Raw genomic sequence first — 17,253 nt, 5'->3', positions numbered from 1 at the left:
GACGCCTCGGTCTTGCCGACGATCACCGTCACGCGCTCCGCGTTGCCCGAGTCGTACACCTCGCGTTCGTAGGCCACCGCGCGAATCCGCGAGCCGCCGAGGCTCGTGTGATAGAACACCGGAACGCGCGCCGAACCCGGCGGCCCTTCGAGGTCCGGGTTGCCGCCCAGCAGCCGGTCGCCATTCACGACGACCTTGTAGAACACCTGATCCTTATACGGCGACTCGAAAATTTCGAACGCCGCGGGCCGAATGATGGAAGTCAGCGCGCCATCGATCCTGCACACGTCCCTCATGATGGTGCGCGCCGACGATAGCAGCGCATGGTCCTGCAGCAAGTCCGCCGTCTGCCGCGCCGCTTCGTGCGACATGCGGCCCGTCACAAAGACAAACGCGGCCAGAGGTAGCAGAAGCCACAGCAGCACACGCGCACGCAGGCTTGGCAACATCGCGGACTCTCCGGCATCTCGGCTCAAGCTTCGAAAGATGTGTCATGCCTGGATGTGTCACGCCTTTTCTCCACGGCGCAGGAGGCAGTCGACGCGACACAACCACCAGAGGCTCATACACGCAAGAACAGGGATCGCCACCGCCAGCCTGAGCATCGAGCACAGTTCGTCATAGTTCCTCATGGTCCATTCGCTTTCAAGAACCCGCGGGAACATAACGAAGCACCAGTAGCGACCTGTCCGACGATCAGCTCACGTGCGAGAGCCAGATCAGCACGAGCGTAATCACGATGGCACCGCCAATGCGTGTTGCGATCTGCGCGAACGGCATCAGTTGCATGCGGTTCGCCGCGGTCAGAATCGCAACGTCGCCCGTGCCACCCTGGCCGCTATGGCACGCGTTAACGATCGCCGTATCGATCGGGTACATCTTCATGAAACGGGCAACGACATATCCCGTACCCATCAGCGTTGTGACCGTGACCACGATCGTGATGACGTTGGCCAGCGTGAATGCCGCGATCAGCTTGTCCCATGGGGTCATCGCGACGCCGATCGCAAACAGCAGCGGATAGGTGACCGCGGTGGAGAAAAATTTGTAGACGACGAACGCGCCATCCTGCAACTGCGGGGACACCGCGCGCGCCAGCTTGATCAGCACCGCGATGAACAGCATCGAAACCGGTGCCGGCAGACCGAACAGCCTCGCGCACATCAGGCCCAGCAGATAGAGCGTGATCGCGGTGATACCGGCGCCGGCCACATGGGTGACATCGACGTGTCCGGTGATCTCTTCGCTGGCCGTGTTCATTTCGTCCGTTTCGCCCTCCTGCAGGCGGCCATTGCCGGTCAGATGCGGCTTGCGCTTGCCGAGCATGTCGAGCGCACCGGACAGGATGATGGCGGTCAGGCTGCCGAGCATGACCGGCGGCAGCACCTGCGCGAACATCTCGCCTTGCGGCAGATGCAGAATCTGCGAATAACCCATCGACAACGGAATCGCCCCTTCACCCACGCCGCCCGCCATGATCGGCACCACGAGGTACAGGAAGGTATGTTGCGCGCCCAGTCCGAGCGCGGCCCCTACCGCAGTGCCGACGATCATCGCAAGCACGGTTCCGCAGGCAAGCGGCACGAAGATCTTCACGAATCCCCGGATCAGCACGCGTCGATCCATGCTGAGAATGCTGCCGACGATGATCGACGCGATGAACAGATAGAGGAAGTTGGTCTGCTTCGTGAATTCGGTGGTCAGCGTGAGGATCGGCTTGGGTAGTACGTGGTAGTAGGTCAGCGCCGACGGAATGAAGGTGGCGAAGATCGCCGCGGCACCGATGTTCCGGACCAGCGGCAGACGCTTGCCCAGTTCCGCGCAGGAAAAGCCGAAGAACGCGAGGACCGCGATGGCCATCGAGATTTCTCCCGGCACCTTGCCCGTGAGCGCAAACCCCGCGATCAGCGCAAACAGGATCAGGTGGATCGGCAACGGAATGATGCCGATGCGAAACTCCATCAACGCCCACCAGCCTTCAGGCCAGAAGCCTGACCGCGTTTCGGTTGTGGGCGTCGATACGGAAGAAGAGGTGGTTGAAGTGTTCTGCACGGTACGTCTCCTGGATGTTCTGAAAACTTCGGTGTTGGTGCATACCGGGAGCATCTTTGTCGGCGAACCTGAACCAAATCTGAATTTCGGCGGATAGCCGGGTAAATCCTGATAGGTCGGCTGATTGCTTCATGAATGCGTCTTCAGGATCGCTTCAGACTGCGTTTAGCCGCGGGGCCTACTGTCATTTCGCAGCGTATTTTTTTCGCTACGAACAGACACCATCACCAGGAAAACAGAATGACCAAGCGCAACCTGCTAGCCTCTGCCGCCACGCTCGCTTTCATGCTCGCGTCACCCGCCTTCGCCTTCGACGGCTGGCATCAACTGCATGCCACCACGATCGACGGCAAGGCCTCGGGATACGACTACGTTTCGGTCGATCCGTCCTCGCACCATGTTTTCCTCGGCCATCGCGAAGAAGGTCTGCAAGTGTTCGATCCGGCCGCCGGCAAGGTCATCAAGGTGATCGACGGCACCGCGGCCGACAGCTCGGATGGCGCCGTGATCATCCCTGAGTTCGATCTCGGCATCTCCAACAACGAGGACGGCACCATCACACCGTTCACGCTGTCCACGCTGAAAGCGCGGCCCGCCATCAAGGTCGGCAAGGATCTGGACACGAGCCACTTCGATCCGGTGAGCAAGCGGCTGGTGCTCAACATGGGCGCCGAGGCGGACGGTACCGATCTGGTGATGCTGGGCCTGCCTTCTCTCAAGGAAGTCGCACGCCTGAAGGTGCCCAGCAAGAAGGTCGAAGGCGCGGACAGCGATGGCAAGTCCGCATTCTTCCTCGCGGCCCAGGATCTCGACAAGGTCTACAAGATCGACACCACGGCCAACAAGGTGGTCGCAACGTACGACACCGCGCCCGCATGCGGCCGCCCGACCGCGGTGACCGTCAACGCGGCCGACGAGCGGGTTTATGTGAGTTGCCGCGGTCGCGATGGCGTCCCGCCTTCGCTCGTCGTGCTCAACGGCGACGACGGAAAGATCGTCTACAGCTCGCAGATCGGCGCGGGTACCGATGGCATCGTCTACGATGCCGATCTCAAGCGCATCTTCACGTCCAACGGCGTGGGCGCCAACATCAACGTCTTCGAAGTCGACGGTCCGGACAGCTACAAGCCCGTGGAAACGCTGGGCACGCGCTTCGGTGTGCGCACCATGGCGATGGATCACCAGTCCAAGGTGATCTACGCCATCACGGCCGAAGGGAGCGCCGACGCCACGAAAAAGATTCTGACCGCGGTCTCGACGTTCTATCCGAACACGTTCTTTCCCAACTCGTTCACCGTGTTGACGTACGGCAAGCGTTGACGGCCGTCCACCCGCAACGGGTGGACTTTTTCACCGTCAAACAAAATGCAACGGCCATCTCAAACGAGATGGCCGTTGCGCTTTTCAAGCCTGGCAATGTGGTCTTCGATCACACCTTCATCCTCGAACCTGCACGACCGCTGACGCGTTGCCTCGCTTTCCGACAAGCCGATGAAACCAGAGATAGATGACCGGCGTCGTGAAGAGCGTCAGCATCTGCGACGTGATCAATCCGCCGACAATCGAAATGCCCAGCGGTATGCGCAGTTCCGCTCCCACGCCATGACCCAGCGCCAAAGGTAACGCGCCGAACATCGCCGCGAAGGTCGTCATCAGGATCGGTCTGAGCCGCAGCAGGCACGCTTCCCGGATAGCGTCAAATGGTGCAGCGTTCTTTTCACGTTCCGCGGATAGCGCGAAATCGATCATCAAGATCGCGTTCTTCTTGACGATGCCGATCAGCAGCACGATGCCGATCAGTCCCATGATCGACATGTCCTGCCCGCAGACGATCAATGCCAGCAGCGCGCCGAATCCCGCGGACGGGAGCGTCGAGATGATCGTCAGCGGGTGGATCGGGCTTTCGTACAGCATGCCGAGAACGAGATACACGACGACGATCGCAGCGGCGATCAGCCAGGGCTCGCTGGCGAGCGATGCCTCGAATGCCTGGGCCGTGCCCTGAAAGGTGCCGGCCACCGTGTCCGGCTTTCCTGCCGCGGCCTCCTCGCGACGAATGGCATCGACCGCATTACCCAGCGATTGCCCCGGCGCAAGATTGAACGTGATCGTGACCGAGGGGAACAGCCCCTGATGGTTGATCGTGATCGGCGAGACATCCCTGCGCACGTGCGCGAGCAGATTCAGCGGCACCAACGCCTGCGTCAGCGGCGAGCGAACGTACAGATGCGAAAGCGCGTCGATATTGCGCTGGAATGCCGGCAAGACCTCCTCGACGACATGGTATTGATTGAGCTGCGTAAACATCGTCGCGATCTGACGCTGCCCGAATGCGTCGTACAGCGTATCGTCGATCTGCTGCGCGGTAATGCCGAAGCGCGACGCCATATCGCGATCGATGACGAGCGTCGCACCGGCTGCCGACGCCTGAAGATCGGACGACACATCGGCGATCTCCGGCAGTTTCGCGAAACGCTTCGTCAGAAGCGAGGCCCACTGCGTGAGCTCGTCGGTATTCGGGTCCTGCAACGTGTACTGATACTGCGCCGCGCTGATGCGGCCACCAACCTGCATATCCTGCCTCAGCTGCATCGACAGCACGATGCCGGGGATTCGCGCCGTCTCGCGCTTCAGCCTGGCCAGCACCTCGGCCGCGCTGGATTGGCGCCGGTTGAAGGGCTTCAGGTTGATCATCACCCGCCCCTGACTGACCGTGGGGTTCGGGCCGATCCAGTAGCACACGTTGTCGACCGCCGGATCGGCCATCACGATCTTGCCGATCTGCTGGATCTTGTCCGACATGGCGGCCGGCGAGATATCGGGCGAGGCCTGGGCGACGCCGATGATGAGGCCCGTGTCGACCTGCGGAAAGAAACCCTTCGGAATCTTGACGAACAGTGCGCCTGTAGCGGCAAGCGTCGCGATCATCATCACGAGCACCCAACCCTGTCGGGCCAGCACCCAGTCGAGCGCGCTTGCGTAACGCGCTTCGAGCCAGCCGAATCCCGCCTCCAGGCGCCGCTCGAACGCCCGCAGGCGCGGCATGTCGCGCTCCGCGCCTCCATCGCGAATCAGCCAGCCGCAAAGCATCGGCGTCACCGACAGCGAAACGAATCCCGACACGACGATCGCAACGCTCACCGTCACCGCGAATTCGCGCAACATCCTGCCGACGATGCCGCCCATCATCAGAATGGGAATGAACACCGCGACGAGCGACACGGTCATCGACACGATGGTGAAGCGCACCTCCATCACACCGGCCAGCGCCGCGCGCATTGGCGGCTCGCCCTTCTCGACATGACGCATGATGTTCTCGATCACGACGATCGCATCGTCGACGACGAAGCCGATCGCGATCGTGAGCGCCATCAGCGACAGATTGTCGAGACTGTAGTTGAGCAGGTACATCACGCCAAACGTGCCGACGATCGCGAGTGGAATCGTCAGACTCGGAATGACGGTCGCCCATACGTTGCGCAGGAACAGAAAGATCACCATCACGACTAGCGCCACGGTCACGAGCAACGTCAACTGAACGTCGCGCACCGCCGCGTCGATCGTCTGGGTCCGGTCGCCGACCACACGGACATGCACCGACGCCGGCAGATTCGCGCGGAGCCCCGGCATGCTGGCCTTGATGTTGCGGATCGTCTGCACGACGTTGAAGCCCGGCTGCTGATGCACGTCGATCTCGACCGCCCGCTGGTCCTGCAGCCACGCTGCCTCCCACAGATCCTCGGGCGCGCCGACGACCTCGCCGAGATCCCGCGCGCGAATCGCCATGCCGTTCCTGTAGGCGACCACCGTGTTTCCGTATTCGCGCGCCGCGACGAGTTGATCGGTCGCGTTCAGAACGACCGAGCTGTCGCGGCCGGTCAATACGCCCTTCGGCGTGTTGACCGTCTGCACGCCGACCATCGACCGAACATCTTCGAGCGTGAGGCCACGCTCCGCCAGCTTGTCGGGATCGACCCGAATCCGCACGGCCGCGCGCTGGGTCCCGTGGAAATCGACCAGTCCAACGCCCGGCATTTGCGAGATCTGCGGCGCGACGATGTTCTCGGCGTAGTTGTCGAGCTGCGTCAGCGTGAGCGTCGGAGACGTCAGCGCGAGCGACAGATCGGTGAAGTCGGCCGGATTCACCTTTTCATAGGTCGGCGGATTCGGCATGTTCTTCGGCAGCATGCCGGCTGCGGCGTTGATCGCCGTTTGCACGTCCTGCGCCGCGCCGTCGATATTTCGCGCGAGATCGAACTGCAGCACGATGCTCGTCGTGCCCTCGGAACTCGCCGACGTCATCTGCGTGACGCCGGATATATCCGACAGCTGACGTTCGAGCGGCGTCGCGACCGACGCGGCCATTGTCTGCGCGCTGGCACCGGGCAGCTGAGCCAGAATCTGGATGGTGGGGAAATCCACCTGCGGCAACGGACCAACCGGAAGCTTCACGTACGCGACGATGCCGGCCAGCATGATCGCGAGTGCAAGGAACGATGTCGCGACGCGACGTTGAATCAACAGAGCCAGCAGTTTCATGATGGCATGCTCACGTCAGTGGCCGCACCCGCGGCGGCGCGCGCGGCCGCGCGAGCATCCGTCATGGCGGGCGACACCCGCGTGTCGGGATTGAGCCTGCTTTGTCCATCGAACACCACCAGTTCGCCGGCCCTCACACCTTGCGTCACTTCCGACAGACCATTCACGCTGACTCCGACCGTGACGTGTCTCAAGACCACCCGGCTGTCCGCGCCGACCACGAAGACCTGCGTGCCCTGCTGCGTGCGCAGAATCGCATGATCGGGAAGCGCGACCCGACCCGCGTCGATACGCAGCAGGATTCGCGCATCGACAAGCTGCCCGGGCCACAGGCGACGGTTGCTATTGCGGAACGCGGCCTTGACCGTGACTTCGCCGCTGGCGGGATCGACATGGCTGTCGACGAAACTCAATGCCCCTTGCGCGATCGGTTGCTCGCCGCTGTGAGCGAAGGCCTCGACCGGCATTTTTCCGCTCGCGCCGGCGGCAAGCACGTTCCCCAGAACGTCTTGCGGCAACGCGAATTGCACGTCGATCGGATCCATTTGCGTCACCGTGACGATACCGTGCGTGTCGCTCGCATGCACGATCATGCCGACATACGCTTCCTGCGCGCCGACGCGGCCGTCGAACGGCGCGACCAGCGAAGTGAAACCGACCAGCAACCGACTGTTGCGTACCAGCGCGTCATCGGCGGCGACGGTCGCGGCCAGTTCGTCGACCTTCGCTTTCGCCGAGTCGATACTCTGCTGCGTCGCGGCGCCGATCGGTCCGAGCTTGCGATAGCGCTCGAGATCGAGCCTGGCATTATCCAAGCTCGCGCGGTCCTTGTTCGCATTCGCTACGGCCTGGTCCAGCTGCGCGGCTTGCACGCTGCGGTCCAGTTCGGCCAGCACCTGCCCCGCCTTCACGTCCTGCCCTTCGGTGAAGGCAATCCGTCGCAGTTCGCTGTCGACGCGCACCTTGACGTCCGTCACGTTACGCGGCGTCACGGTACCGACGGCCTCGACGTAAATCGGGAAATCGGCGAGCACGGCGCGGCCGGCGCTGACCGGAACCGGCGCCGCCGCGGCCGCGGCCGCGGGCATGCGATGCGGACTCATTCGCCAGACGACCCCGCCACCGAGCGCGACCATGCCTGCGATGGCGAACGCGATTCGCCAGCGGCGCCGCGTGTTTCGCCCGCGTTTCAACCCGACCGTTACCTGAGTTTGTTCGATCGCTTCGCCCATTGTCTCGATGCCATTGCTTGCGGGGGTCGTTGCTTATCCAAAGGCCAGGCCCGCGTTTTCTTTTACCTTGTCCAGCCGTCCGTCGAAAACAAGCTCTGTGACGACGCCACCACCGAACGCGCGAAAAATGCCGACCGACGCCTGCAAACGCGCCAGCCGCGTCTGCTCGCGCGCATCGTCGGCCTGATAGCGCGTACGTTGCGCATCGAGCACGGTCAGGAAATCCACCGTGCCCGCTTCGTACTCGGCGCGCGCCAGGCTAGCCGCATGGTTCGCGGCCTCTGCCGCTTCGATATCCGAGCGTTCCGCGCGACGCTGATCGTCGGCAACGGTCAGCGCATCCTCGACGTCCTGGAACGCGGCCACGACGGTTTGCCGGTAGTCGGCGGCGTTCCGCTCGAACTCGGCATGGCTCAATTTCAGCTGCCCGGCCAGCGCACCGCCGTCGAACACCGGTGCAACGATCGATGCCGCGAGCGAGCCCAGCGGGTTCTGCAGGAATTGCGCGAGCGCACGACTGCCCGTGCCGCCCTGCGCGGTCAGCGTGACGTTCGGGAGGAACGCCGCGCGCGCCACGCCGATGTTTTCATTGGCGGCCTCAAGTCGCATCTCCTCAGCGCGGATGTCGGGGCGCATCTCGAGTATGGTGGCGGGCAGATCGCGTCTGACATCGGGAATCGCCATCGTTTCGAGCGAGCCGTCGGGTACCGCGAACTCGGCCGGTACGGTCCCGACCAGCATCGCCAGCAGGTGCACGCTTTGATCGCGCTGCTGCTCGAGTATCGGAACCTGCGCCTGGAACGCGGCCAGCGCGTTGCGCTGCTGCTGCACCTGCAATTCGGTCGCGACGCCCGCGGCCCGCTGCGCCATCACGAGCTGCAGCAGTTGCTGCGCGTCGGCCGAAATCGCATTGGCCAACGCCACGCGCCTGCGCAGCGACAGAACCTGAAAATAGGTATCGGCCACGGAAGCCGTCAGCGTCAGTGCGACCACGTCCCGGTCGAATTCAGATGCGCGCGTCAATGCGTCCGCCGCGTGTGCGCTCGCTGCATTGCCGCCCCAAAAGTCCGCTTCGTAGGAGGCCTGCGCGAACACGCTTTGCCTCAACGACGAGGAGTCGCTCGCGGGAGCGTGGCCGCGCGCGACGCTGCCATCGAGTGTGACGATCGGATAGCGCAATGCTCCGGCCTTTTCGGCGTTCGCACGCGCGGCATCGACCGTCGCGATGGCGGACGCGAGCGTGTCGCTATGTGCGAGCGCACGCGAAATCAACGCGTCGAGCGTGCTGTCCCGATACACATGCCACCAGCCGCTGGTGACCGGCACGGCCGCGGCCAGGTCGGTCGGCGAGCGGGTGGACCACTGCGTCGGTGCCGGCGTATCGGGACGACGATAGTCAGGCACCAGCGAGCAGCCGCTCAGAACCGCGACGACAACACAGACGCAAGAGACGAACGCAACGCGGGCCATAAGGAATCGCACTCACGCAAGGTCGGATGGATGCCGAAACGAGCGGCGCGACGGTTACCGGGAAAGCGTAAGGTATCGCGCGCCGTCGCTTATCAGAAATCCATCTTCGCAACGAACCTGACGGTGCGGTTCATGCCGATGCCGAGCGTACCCGTCGTGACCGAGTTCCAGTAACCCTTGTTCATCAGGTTGTCGACACTCGCTCTCAGATCGACATGCTTGCCCATGATCTTCGTCGAATAGTCGGCGGCAATCGCGTAGATCGTATAGCCCGGCAGGTAGCCCTGGTCTTCCGCGTTCAGCGGTCGCTTCGCGATCATCTGCGCGCGCCCGGTCAACGACAGTCCGGGGACCCAGAACGGACGATAGGTCACGCCGATATTCGCGATCCATTTCGGCGTGTTCTCAGGCGTGAGCCCCGCGAGCACCTGGTTCATCAACGGGTTCTGAACGGCGCGCAGATATTCCACTGCTTCGGTCACCGACCACTCCGGCGTAATGTCCTGCACCATTACCGCGTCCATGCCCTTGTAGCGAATCACACCATCGTTCGCGAAGACGTTCGTGAACGGATCGGTGACCGCGTTGGCGCGCGTGATTTCGAATACCGAAGACGTAACCTGGAACCACTTGAAGTACGTCTCGCGAATGCCGACTTCGTATTGCGTCGATTCAGCCGGCGTCAGAATCTGGTACGCGTTTTTCGCATTTTCCGGCGCCACACCGCCGTCCTCCAGCCCTCTCATGTAGCTGGCGAACAGCGATGTTTCGGGAAGCAGATCATAAACAAGGCCAGCCGCGGGCGAAGGCACCCAGACCGACGACGAATTGTTGCCGTAGGTCGCAGTCGAGCGGCTCTCGCGGAATCCGAGCAGCACCTTGAACCTCGGCAACAGCCCGATGCTGTCGTAAGCGTACAGCCCCGTGTCCTCGTCCATCTGCAGCGGCAGCGTCGAGTTGGGCTTGGTCGGCACCGGCGTCGGCAGCGCAACCGGATCGAAGATGTTCTGCTTCACCGGGAGCACGATCGTGTTCATCGCGAGCGTTTCATCGATACGCTGGCTGTCGGCCACCCCCAGGGTCAGGTTGTGCGGCACCGACCACGTGTTGAATTGACCATTGAGCTCGGCACGCTTGAACTTGTTGAAGTAGTCGGCCGAGATTTCGCTGACCGTCGCAATGCCTCCAGCACCGGTGAACGTGTTGTAGCTGCCGATGCGGGTACTGGACCGCGACCGGTCGCCGTCGGACTGACCGATTTCGGCCATCGCTTTCCAGCCGGGTGCGATGTCGTAATCGACCCGTCCCTGGACGTTCTCGACCTTCGCATTGAACACTGCCCACGGACCCGACAGCAGCTTCGTCGGGTTGGGTGGCTTCGGCAGCGTAATCACGCCGCCGACGGCCGCCGGAAGACTGATGCCGGCCTGCTCGATCACCTGCTTCGTGTAGACCTCGTAGTCGAACTGCAGATGCAGGCGGTCCGTGACATCCCAGTCCATGCCCACGCTGCCGAACCAGCCACGCCCACCGGTGCCCGACACGCCATTCTCGAGGTGCGTGTCCGACGCGTTGACGCGAATGCCGAACTGCTTGCGCTCGCCGAACCGGTGGCTCAAGTCGGTCGCCACACCGAGCTGCCCCCACGAATTGCCGTACACCGCGATCGACGCGACGTCCTGCAACGGCGCGCGCTTGGTCACCATGTTGATGATGCCGGCCGGACTGGCGACGCCGAACATCAGCGCGTTCGCGCCCATCAGCGTTTCGACGTTCTTCTTGTCGTCCGCCGGCACCGACATCACGTTGGCCGTCTGCAGACCGCCATTGAGCCGGTAGTTGGCGAACAGGTTGACCTTGATGCCGCGGATCTGCGTCGAATCGGCCGGACTGCCCGCCGAGTTCGTCGGCGAAAAGCCCGCCTGGTTCTTGGCCGCATCGGTCACACCGTCCTGCGCGCTCGCCAGCTTTCCCGAATTCATCACCTGCTTGCTGACCGGCAACGAATTCGATTTGTCGACAGAATCCTCAGCCTTTCGCTCCTGGACTTTCTGCTCCGGGCTCTTCTGTTCCGAGCTTTTCTGTTCCTGACTCTTCTGGTCCGGCGGGCTTTGCTGGGCATCGGCCGTCTGCGCGTACAGGACAGGGGAAAACACTGCCATGACAGCCACGGCTACCATCTTCTTCTTGATCAAAGTCTCCTCCAAATCACACGGACGATAGTGGTTGTATTCGCGGTTGCATCCGGGTACCTGTGGCCGATGAAATCAATTTCCATCAGGTAACCTAATGAACCGTTTATGTCCGTGATATTTGTCTTCCAACCTGAACCTAATCTGAATTTAGTCTTGTTCCAAGGGTAACCCCCGATCAACTTCGCAACGCTTGTATGTTCCCTGCTGGCGTTGCCGCCGCGGCATGCCCGGTGGAGTCGGTACTTTCCTGAATTTTCTTTAAGGAAAATGAGGTTAACCCCGAGCGAACGATGCTTTGCTTGTCACGTTGTAAGCGGTGCGCTAGCCTGAACGTATCGTACCCATTTCACGTCATCATGAAGATCCTCATTCTCGAAGACCAGCGCAAGCTCGGCCTGTTTCTGAAGCAGGCGCTGTCCGAGCGCGCGTATACGGTGACGTGGGTGGAAAACTGTGCTCAGGCACGGGAGGCGTTGTGTGAGTCGGCTTATGACGTCATCGTCCTCGATCTCGGCCTGCCGGACGGAGACGGTCTCGATCTGCTCTGCGAATGGCGCAGGGCCGGCTTCAACGAGCCGGTATTGATTCTGAGCGCGCGCGATGCAGTTGAAGACCGGATCAGGGGGCTCGACGTCGGCGCCGACGACTATCTTCCCAAGCCGTTCAGCCTCGAAGAACTACTGGCGCGCATGCGCTCGCTGCTGAGACGCCAGTCGGCGGTCAAGGAAACCGTGCTCCAGCACCAGGGTATCAAGCTCGATCTGCTGAGCCGCACCGTCCATCTGATGGGCAAGCCGATCGATCTGACCAGCCGCGAATTCGCGCTGCTCGAAATCTTCCTGCAAAATCCCGGACGCATTCTGACACGCACGCTGATTGCCGAGAAGATCTGGGAATCCCACTACGATGTCGACACGAATCTGCTCGACGTCTACATGAGCCGTCTGCGTGGAAAGTTCGAAGCGCCGCTTGGCAAGCCGTTGTTCAAGACCGTGCGCGGAGTCGGCTACCAGCTCCTATGAAATCCATCGGCGCCCGTCTCGCGATCAACTATGTGCTCGCGTCGACCATCACGTTCGCCGCACTGTTCATCATCGGTCGATACTTCGTTGAACGTCACGCAATCAACGCCCTCGATCTCGTGATCCAAACGGAGTTCGAGGAAATTCGCGCCGATGCCGCAAGGCTCGGCCCGTCCCCCTCCGAAGCCGCCTTGCGTCAATCTGTGCAGGCGATGGCAATCAACAGCTTCGAGCAGTTCCTGACCGAAATCTACGGGCCCGACGGAACGGTCATCTATCGCGCGCCCGGCCTGCAGGGATTGAACGTGACGCCGCCCGCCGGGCTCAAGCAGTTCAACGTGACGCTGCCGAATCTCGGCGAATTGCGCGCCGGCACGTTTTCGCTCGACTCCTATACGGTCGTGGTCGCCACATCGAAGCGCGATGTTCGCGTCGTCATGTCCGGATATGCGCGCACGTTCTACGGTTTGCTGGTCGTGATGATCGCGGTCAGCAGCGTCATCGGCTACTGGTTCAGCCGCATGGCCCTTCGCCCGCTGCAGTCGATCCAGGATACGGCGAACCGAATCCGCTCGGACAACCTGGGCGAACGGATTCCGGTGTCCGGTGCCAAGGACGAAATCTCCGATCTCGCCCGTCTGCTCAACCAGATGTTCGATCGCCTCGAGGCATCGTTCGACCAGATCCGCCGATTCACGGCCGAGGCCTCGCATGAGCTCAAGACACCGTTGACACTGGTCCGCCTGCAGGCCGAGAAGCTGATCGTCGACGGCGAGTTGACGGTGGCTCAGGAGCAGGCTGTGCAGGTGCAGATCAAGGAACTCTCGCATCTTCACCGGATCATCGAGGACCTGCTGTTTCTGTCTCGCGCCGACGCGTGCGCGATCAGGCTCGATCTGCAGCCGCAGGATCCCGAAGCGCTGCTGCAAAGTTTTGCGCTGGACGCGCATGTGCTCGCCGAATATCGCGAGCAACACTTCCACCTCTACCATCATGGCAAAGGTACGGTACCGATCGAATCGAAATGGATACGCCAGGTTCTCCTGAATCTTCTCAGCAACGCGCTCGCGGCCTCGGCGCCCGGTAGCAAGGTCACCGTGCGCTCCACGCTGGCAAACCAGTGCTGGCTGGTACGCATCGAGGATCAGGGACCGGGGGTTCCGGTCGAGCAGCGTGAACGCATCTTCGAACGCTTCGTACGGATCAATCGCCCTGGCGATGAAACGAGTGGAAGCGGCCTGGGTCTCGCGATCTGCCGAAGCATCGTCCAGTTGCATGGCGGCCGCATCTTCGCCGAAGCCGGGCCGGATGGACGTGGCCTTGCGATGGTATTCGAGCTTCCCGCGGACACGCCGGCGATGGCTGTCGCCCCTCGCGCGGTCACCGCTCCGCATCCGCATCTCGATGCCACCTGAGCGCGACGCGCCAATCACTCACGCTAAACCGCACCACCTCGAATTCGAGGCCGAACGCGCGCTGAACAATGGTTCAGGCGCGCCCGCGCGCATTGCCCTTATTTGAGTTTTGCCAACTCCTCGCGTGCTTCGGCGGCAGTGAGCGGGAAGTATGCGGAGTAACGCACCGGTTCCTGCCCGGCCCTGCTCAACACATAGCGCAGGAACGCCTTGATCGGCTCGGACAACGGCTGGCTCATCCGGATATACATGTAACGCGTCAGCGGGTACCGTCCGCTCGACGTGTTCTCCGCATCGATCGCGAAGTAGGGATCGCCTGCCCGCCGCGCGACGCTGAGCGTCTTGAGATCCGGCGAGCCTTCCTCCAGGCCGCCAAACCCGATCGCGCCCGGATCCGCGGCGATGGCGCGCGCCGTATCGTCGATCGTCCCCTCGTGCACCGCCGCGTTCCATGGACCACCGCCCAGCACCATGAACTGCATCGACATCGCGTTCGGCGCCACGTGCGGAGGGATGTAGACGTCGATCGGGCGGTTCGCCCATTCGCCTGTCAGACCCAGTTGCCCCCAACGCGTGACACCCGGATTGCGCTGCAGGATGGATGCGAGCTGCGGCAGCGTAATCTGGCTGAGCGGATTGGCGCGATTCACGAAAATTGCTTGAGCGGTCGTACGTTGAGGCGTATTGAAGCCACCGCGCGCAACGCGGATTTCGAGCAATGCGGCGCCGTGATGCGTGGCTGCATAGCCGGCCCGTTCGTCCGGCCAGAGTTCGCGCCCCATCGGCGCCATCGGCGTTTCCCCAACCATCAGCGCGTGATAACCGTTCAGCGTGCCCAGGTGCTCCCACCGGTCGCCTTTGCGCACGCCCGGTTGAACGTGCGTGAACGCTTCGATCCACGTGTCCATCAGCGATTTCATCCCGTCGCTGCCGACGCTGTCGATCGCGCCGTGCAGGCCAGGCACCGGCTTGTAGTTCGGCAACGCAGCATCGAGCGGCGGCAGAAACGCGTCGAGCTTGCCTCGTTCGGTGGCGGCCTCGTCCGCGGTCAGTGCGCCAAACGGCTGATATTCCCCGACGATGCCCTGCCCTTCGCCGCTCAGCACGAACTCGAGAAACGCCTTGATGCTGGGCGGCAACGGCGCGCCGGGACGCTGGTTCACCGCGAGGTAGACCGACTTTCGGTCCCGCTTCGCGACGGTGACGAGCGACGGCGATTTCATCATGTCGCCGGCAAATTGATGCGCGTACGGCTGCAGTTCCGTCGGCAGCGGGTCCCGTGCGAGCGGCGCGATATCCGCATCGCCGAACATCAGCGCGCCGAATGCGGTTTCGCTGCCTTGATGGCTCCAGTGCGCGCCGCGTCCAATGCCGGGCTGATATCGTTCGAACGCGCGCATCCAGGCGTCGACCAGCGGCCCCATCGTGTCGTCGCCGACACAGCTCAGCGTGCCGTTCAGTTGTGCATCCGGACGATAGGCGGGAAAGCCCGTGAGCGCATCGGCCGCGTTTGACATGCCCGGCATCGCGAACGTCAGGCACGTGGCAAGCAGCAGGCCGATGGAGGAATGGCGCCGCAATCCTCGACGCGGAGCCGTCGCGTGCGGCGGCGGCAGGTAGGGTGACGGGTCAGACAGACGCGCGTCCGATGAGGCGCGCCGGTTCGAAAACGCGAAAGCTACCACGAGTGTCTCCTGCTGTTAGGAATAGTTGCATGGCGGTCCGTCGCACATTCCCGACTCGCCGCGGTACGCAGGGTAGGTCCCGTTTTACGGTACGGCCGAACGCTGAAACGAACCTGAACCGATGCTGAATATTCATTCACGCAGGCGCCGTATCGCCTTAAAGCAATTTCAGGATCGCTTCAGACTGGATTCATTCGATCGTCCTATCGTCCTGTCACTGGCCGCGCTTGAACCCGTTTTCATTCGTGCCGGCGCGCACGAACACCCGGCTTCCCATGCTGGCTTCGTGGGCGTCACAATGAGGCCATTCACACAAGATGCGTATTCAAAAAGAGGAGACGTCTCATGAATCGAATCGAAGCTGATTCCATCCCGAACTCGCGACGACCCGCATCGCACCTGCGGTACCTGATGCTCGCCGCGGCTGTGGCCACGAGCGCCGCGTGGGCGGTCAACGGCGAATGCGCCGACGCCGCGGACTCCGCTTCGCCGCCCATGGTCGAATGGGTCACGCCCGCGCTCAAGACGGTCGCGCCTCAAAGCAAGGCCGACGAAGAACAGGGAGCGAAGGCCGGGCGCCCGCTTGCGGAACCGGAGATCCTGCAGCCGCGTCTGGACGCGAACCTCCCCGACTACAAGCCCCGCACGGATATCCAGCTCAGCGGCTCGTTTTCCGGCGCATGCTCCGACGTGCTGCCGGCACTGGTCAACCGCTGGATCGCCGGATTCAGGCAGTACTACCCGAACGTCGATATCCATGTTTCTCCGCCATACGCGGGTAGTCTCGGCGCGAAGGAACTGGTCAAGCAGAATCTCGACTTCGTGTTCGTGTCGCGCGAACTCAAGCCGAGCGACGTCACCGACTTCAAGGCGAAGTTCGGCTACCTGCCGCTGAGCGTGCCGATCTCGGGCGGCTCCTACCGCCACTTCGGCTTCCTGGACACCGTCGGCTTCTTCGTCAACAAGGACAATCCGATCGAGAAGCTGAGCTACACGCAGATCGACGAGCTCTATTCCAGCACGCATCTGCGCGGCGGCAAACAGCTCAAAACATGGGGTGATCTCGGATTGACGGGCGACTGGGCGGACAAACCCATTCACCTCTACGCGCTCAAGCCGTGGAATGGCTTCGAAGAATTCGTCCGCCAGCGTGTGTTGAGCGTGAACGGCAAGCGCGGCGAGTGGCGCGACGACGATGTCCACTTCGAAAAGCTCGTGTTTCCGATGGCGAAGGACGTGGCAGCCGATCCGTACGGGATCGGCTACTCCGGCGTGGCGTACATCGACGCGCCGGTCAAGATGCTGCCGCTCGCCGAATCGGACAGCGGCCCGTACGTCGCGCCGACCTACGACAACGTTGCGCTCGCCACCTATCCGCTGAGCCGGCTGATCTATTTCAATTTCAACAAGGCGCCCGGCAAGCCGCTCGACCCCGTGATCGCCGAATTCCTGCGCTACATCCTGAGCAGGCAGGGCCAGCAGGTCGTGCTCGATCACGCAATGTACGTGCCGTTGCGGGCCGGTCAGGTGGACAAATCGCGCGCGATGCTAGTCCGTTGAACCAATGAAATTGCACTGATCTAAAGGTGCATGGGAAAAATGAATCTGAGTGAAGCCGAGCGCGAAGAATTGTTGTCGATGCA

The 17,253-nt window shown here is 62.4% G+C and carries 12 protein-coding genes; 5 read left to right on the top strand and 7 right to left on the bottom strand.

The window, feature by feature from the left end; all coding sequences use genetic code 11:
* A partial coding sequence (locus tag DVS29_RS35855; protein WP_205962591.1) for a sensor histidine kinase N-terminal domain-containing protein occupies window positions 1-449 on the bottom strand: 449 nt, incomplete at its 3' end.
* A gap of 247 nt (window positions 450-696) precedes the next feature.
* The gene (locus tag DVS29_RS35850) at window positions 697-1,965 is read right to left on the bottom strand and encodes a 2-hydroxycarboxylate transporter family protein (RefSeq protein ID WP_420816242.1); all 1,269 of its coding nucleotides are present in this window, start codon (window positions 1,963-1,965) and stop codon (window positions 697-699) included.
* Between DVS29_RS35850 and DVS29_RS38405 the strand changes: the two genes are divergently transcribed.
* The gene (locus tag DVS29_RS38405) at window positions 1,949-2,149 is read left to right on the top strand and encodes a hypothetical protein (RefSeq protein ID WP_420816243.1); all 201 of its coding nucleotides are present in this window, start codon (window positions 1,949-1,951) and stop codon (window positions 2,147-2,149) included. The two genes, DVS29_RS35850 and DVS29_RS38405, sit on opposite strands and share 17 nt — an antisense overlap.
* Before the next feature lie 38 nt (window positions 2,150-2,187).
* Window positions 2,188-3,372 carry a YncE family protein gene (locus DVS29_RS35845; RefSeq protein WP_124800766.1) on the top strand — a complete coding sequence of 395 codons (1,185 nt, stop codon included), beginning with the start codon at window positions 2,188-2,190 and terminating at the stop codon, window positions 3,370-3,372.
* A gap of 117 nt (window positions 3,373-3,489) precedes the next feature.
* On the opposite strand, the gene DVS29_RS35840 is transcribed toward DVS29_RS35845, so the two are convergent.
* The 4 genes from DVS29_RS35840 to DVS29_RS35825 form a co-directional block, all read right to left on the bottom strand.
* A complete protein-coding gene (locus DVS29_RS35840; protein ID WP_118185942.1) occupies window positions 3,490-6,591 on the bottom strand; it encodes an efflux RND transporter permease subunit in 3,102 nt (1,033 codons plus the stop codon).
* Window positions 6,588-7,694 carry an efflux RND transporter periplasmic adaptor subunit gene (locus tag DVS29_RS35835; RefSeq protein WP_164708073.1) on the bottom strand — a complete coding sequence of 369 codons (1,107 nt, stop codon included), beginning with the start codon at window positions 7,692-7,694 and terminating at the stop codon, window positions 6,588-6,590. Before DVS29_RS35835 ends, DVS29_RS35840 begins: the two co-directional genes overlap by 4 nt.
* Before the next feature lie 162 nt (window positions 7,695-7,856).
* Entirely contained in the window at window positions 7,857-9,293 is a 1,437-nt protein-coding gene (locus DVS29_RS35830) for an efflux transporter outer membrane subunit (protein WP_118185938.1), read from the bottom strand.
* Between the two features lie 92 nt (window positions 9,294-9,385).
* A complete protein-coding gene (locus DVS29_RS35825) occupies window positions 9,386-11,455 on the bottom strand; it encodes a TonB-dependent receptor (protein WP_124800765.1) in 2,070 nt (689 codons plus the stop codon).
* A gap of 323 nt (window positions 11,456-11,778) precedes the next feature.
* Here DVS29_RS35825 and DVS29_RS35820 point away from each other — a divergent pair, with 323 nt between their 5' ends.
* The gene (locus tag DVS29_RS35820) at window positions 11,779-12,510 is read left to right on the top strand and encodes a response regulator transcription factor (protein WP_240655981.1); all 732 of its coding nucleotides are present in this window, start codon (window positions 11,779-11,781) and stop codon (window positions 12,508-12,510) included.
* Between the two features lie 32 nt (window positions 12,511-12,542).
* The gene (locus DVS29_RS35815) at window positions 12,543-13,925 is read left to right on the top strand and encodes an ATP-binding protein (protein ID WP_205962590.1); all 1,383 of its coding nucleotides are present in this window, start codon (window positions 12,543-12,545) and stop codon (window positions 13,923-13,925) included.
* 98 nt (window positions 13,926-14,023) lie between these two features.
* On the opposite strand, the gene DVS29_RS35810 is transcribed toward DVS29_RS35815, so the two are convergent.
* Entirely contained in the window at window positions 14,024-15,442 is a 1,419-nt protein-coding gene (locus tag DVS29_RS35810) for a substrate-binding domain-containing protein (protein ID WP_240655980.1), read from the bottom strand.
* Window positions 15,443-15,955: 513 nt separating this feature from the next.
* Between DVS29_RS35810 and DVS29_RS35805 the strand changes: the two genes are divergently transcribed.
* On the top strand, window positions 15,956-17,170 hold the full coding sequence (locus tag DVS29_RS35805; protein ID WP_240655979.1) for a PstS family phosphate ABC transporter substrate-binding protein: 1,215 nt from the start codon (window positions 15,956-15,958) through the stop codon (window positions 17,168-17,170).
* Window positions 17,171-17,253 lie beyond the last annotated feature (83 nt).

This window comes from Paraburkholderia phosphatilytica, from assembly GCF_003443895.1.
GTDB lineage: Bacteria > Pseudomonadota > Gammaproteobacteria > Burkholderiales > Burkholderiaceae > Paraburkholderia > Paraburkholderia phosphatilytica.
This window is presented reverse-complemented; position numbering and strand designations above follow the sequence as displayed.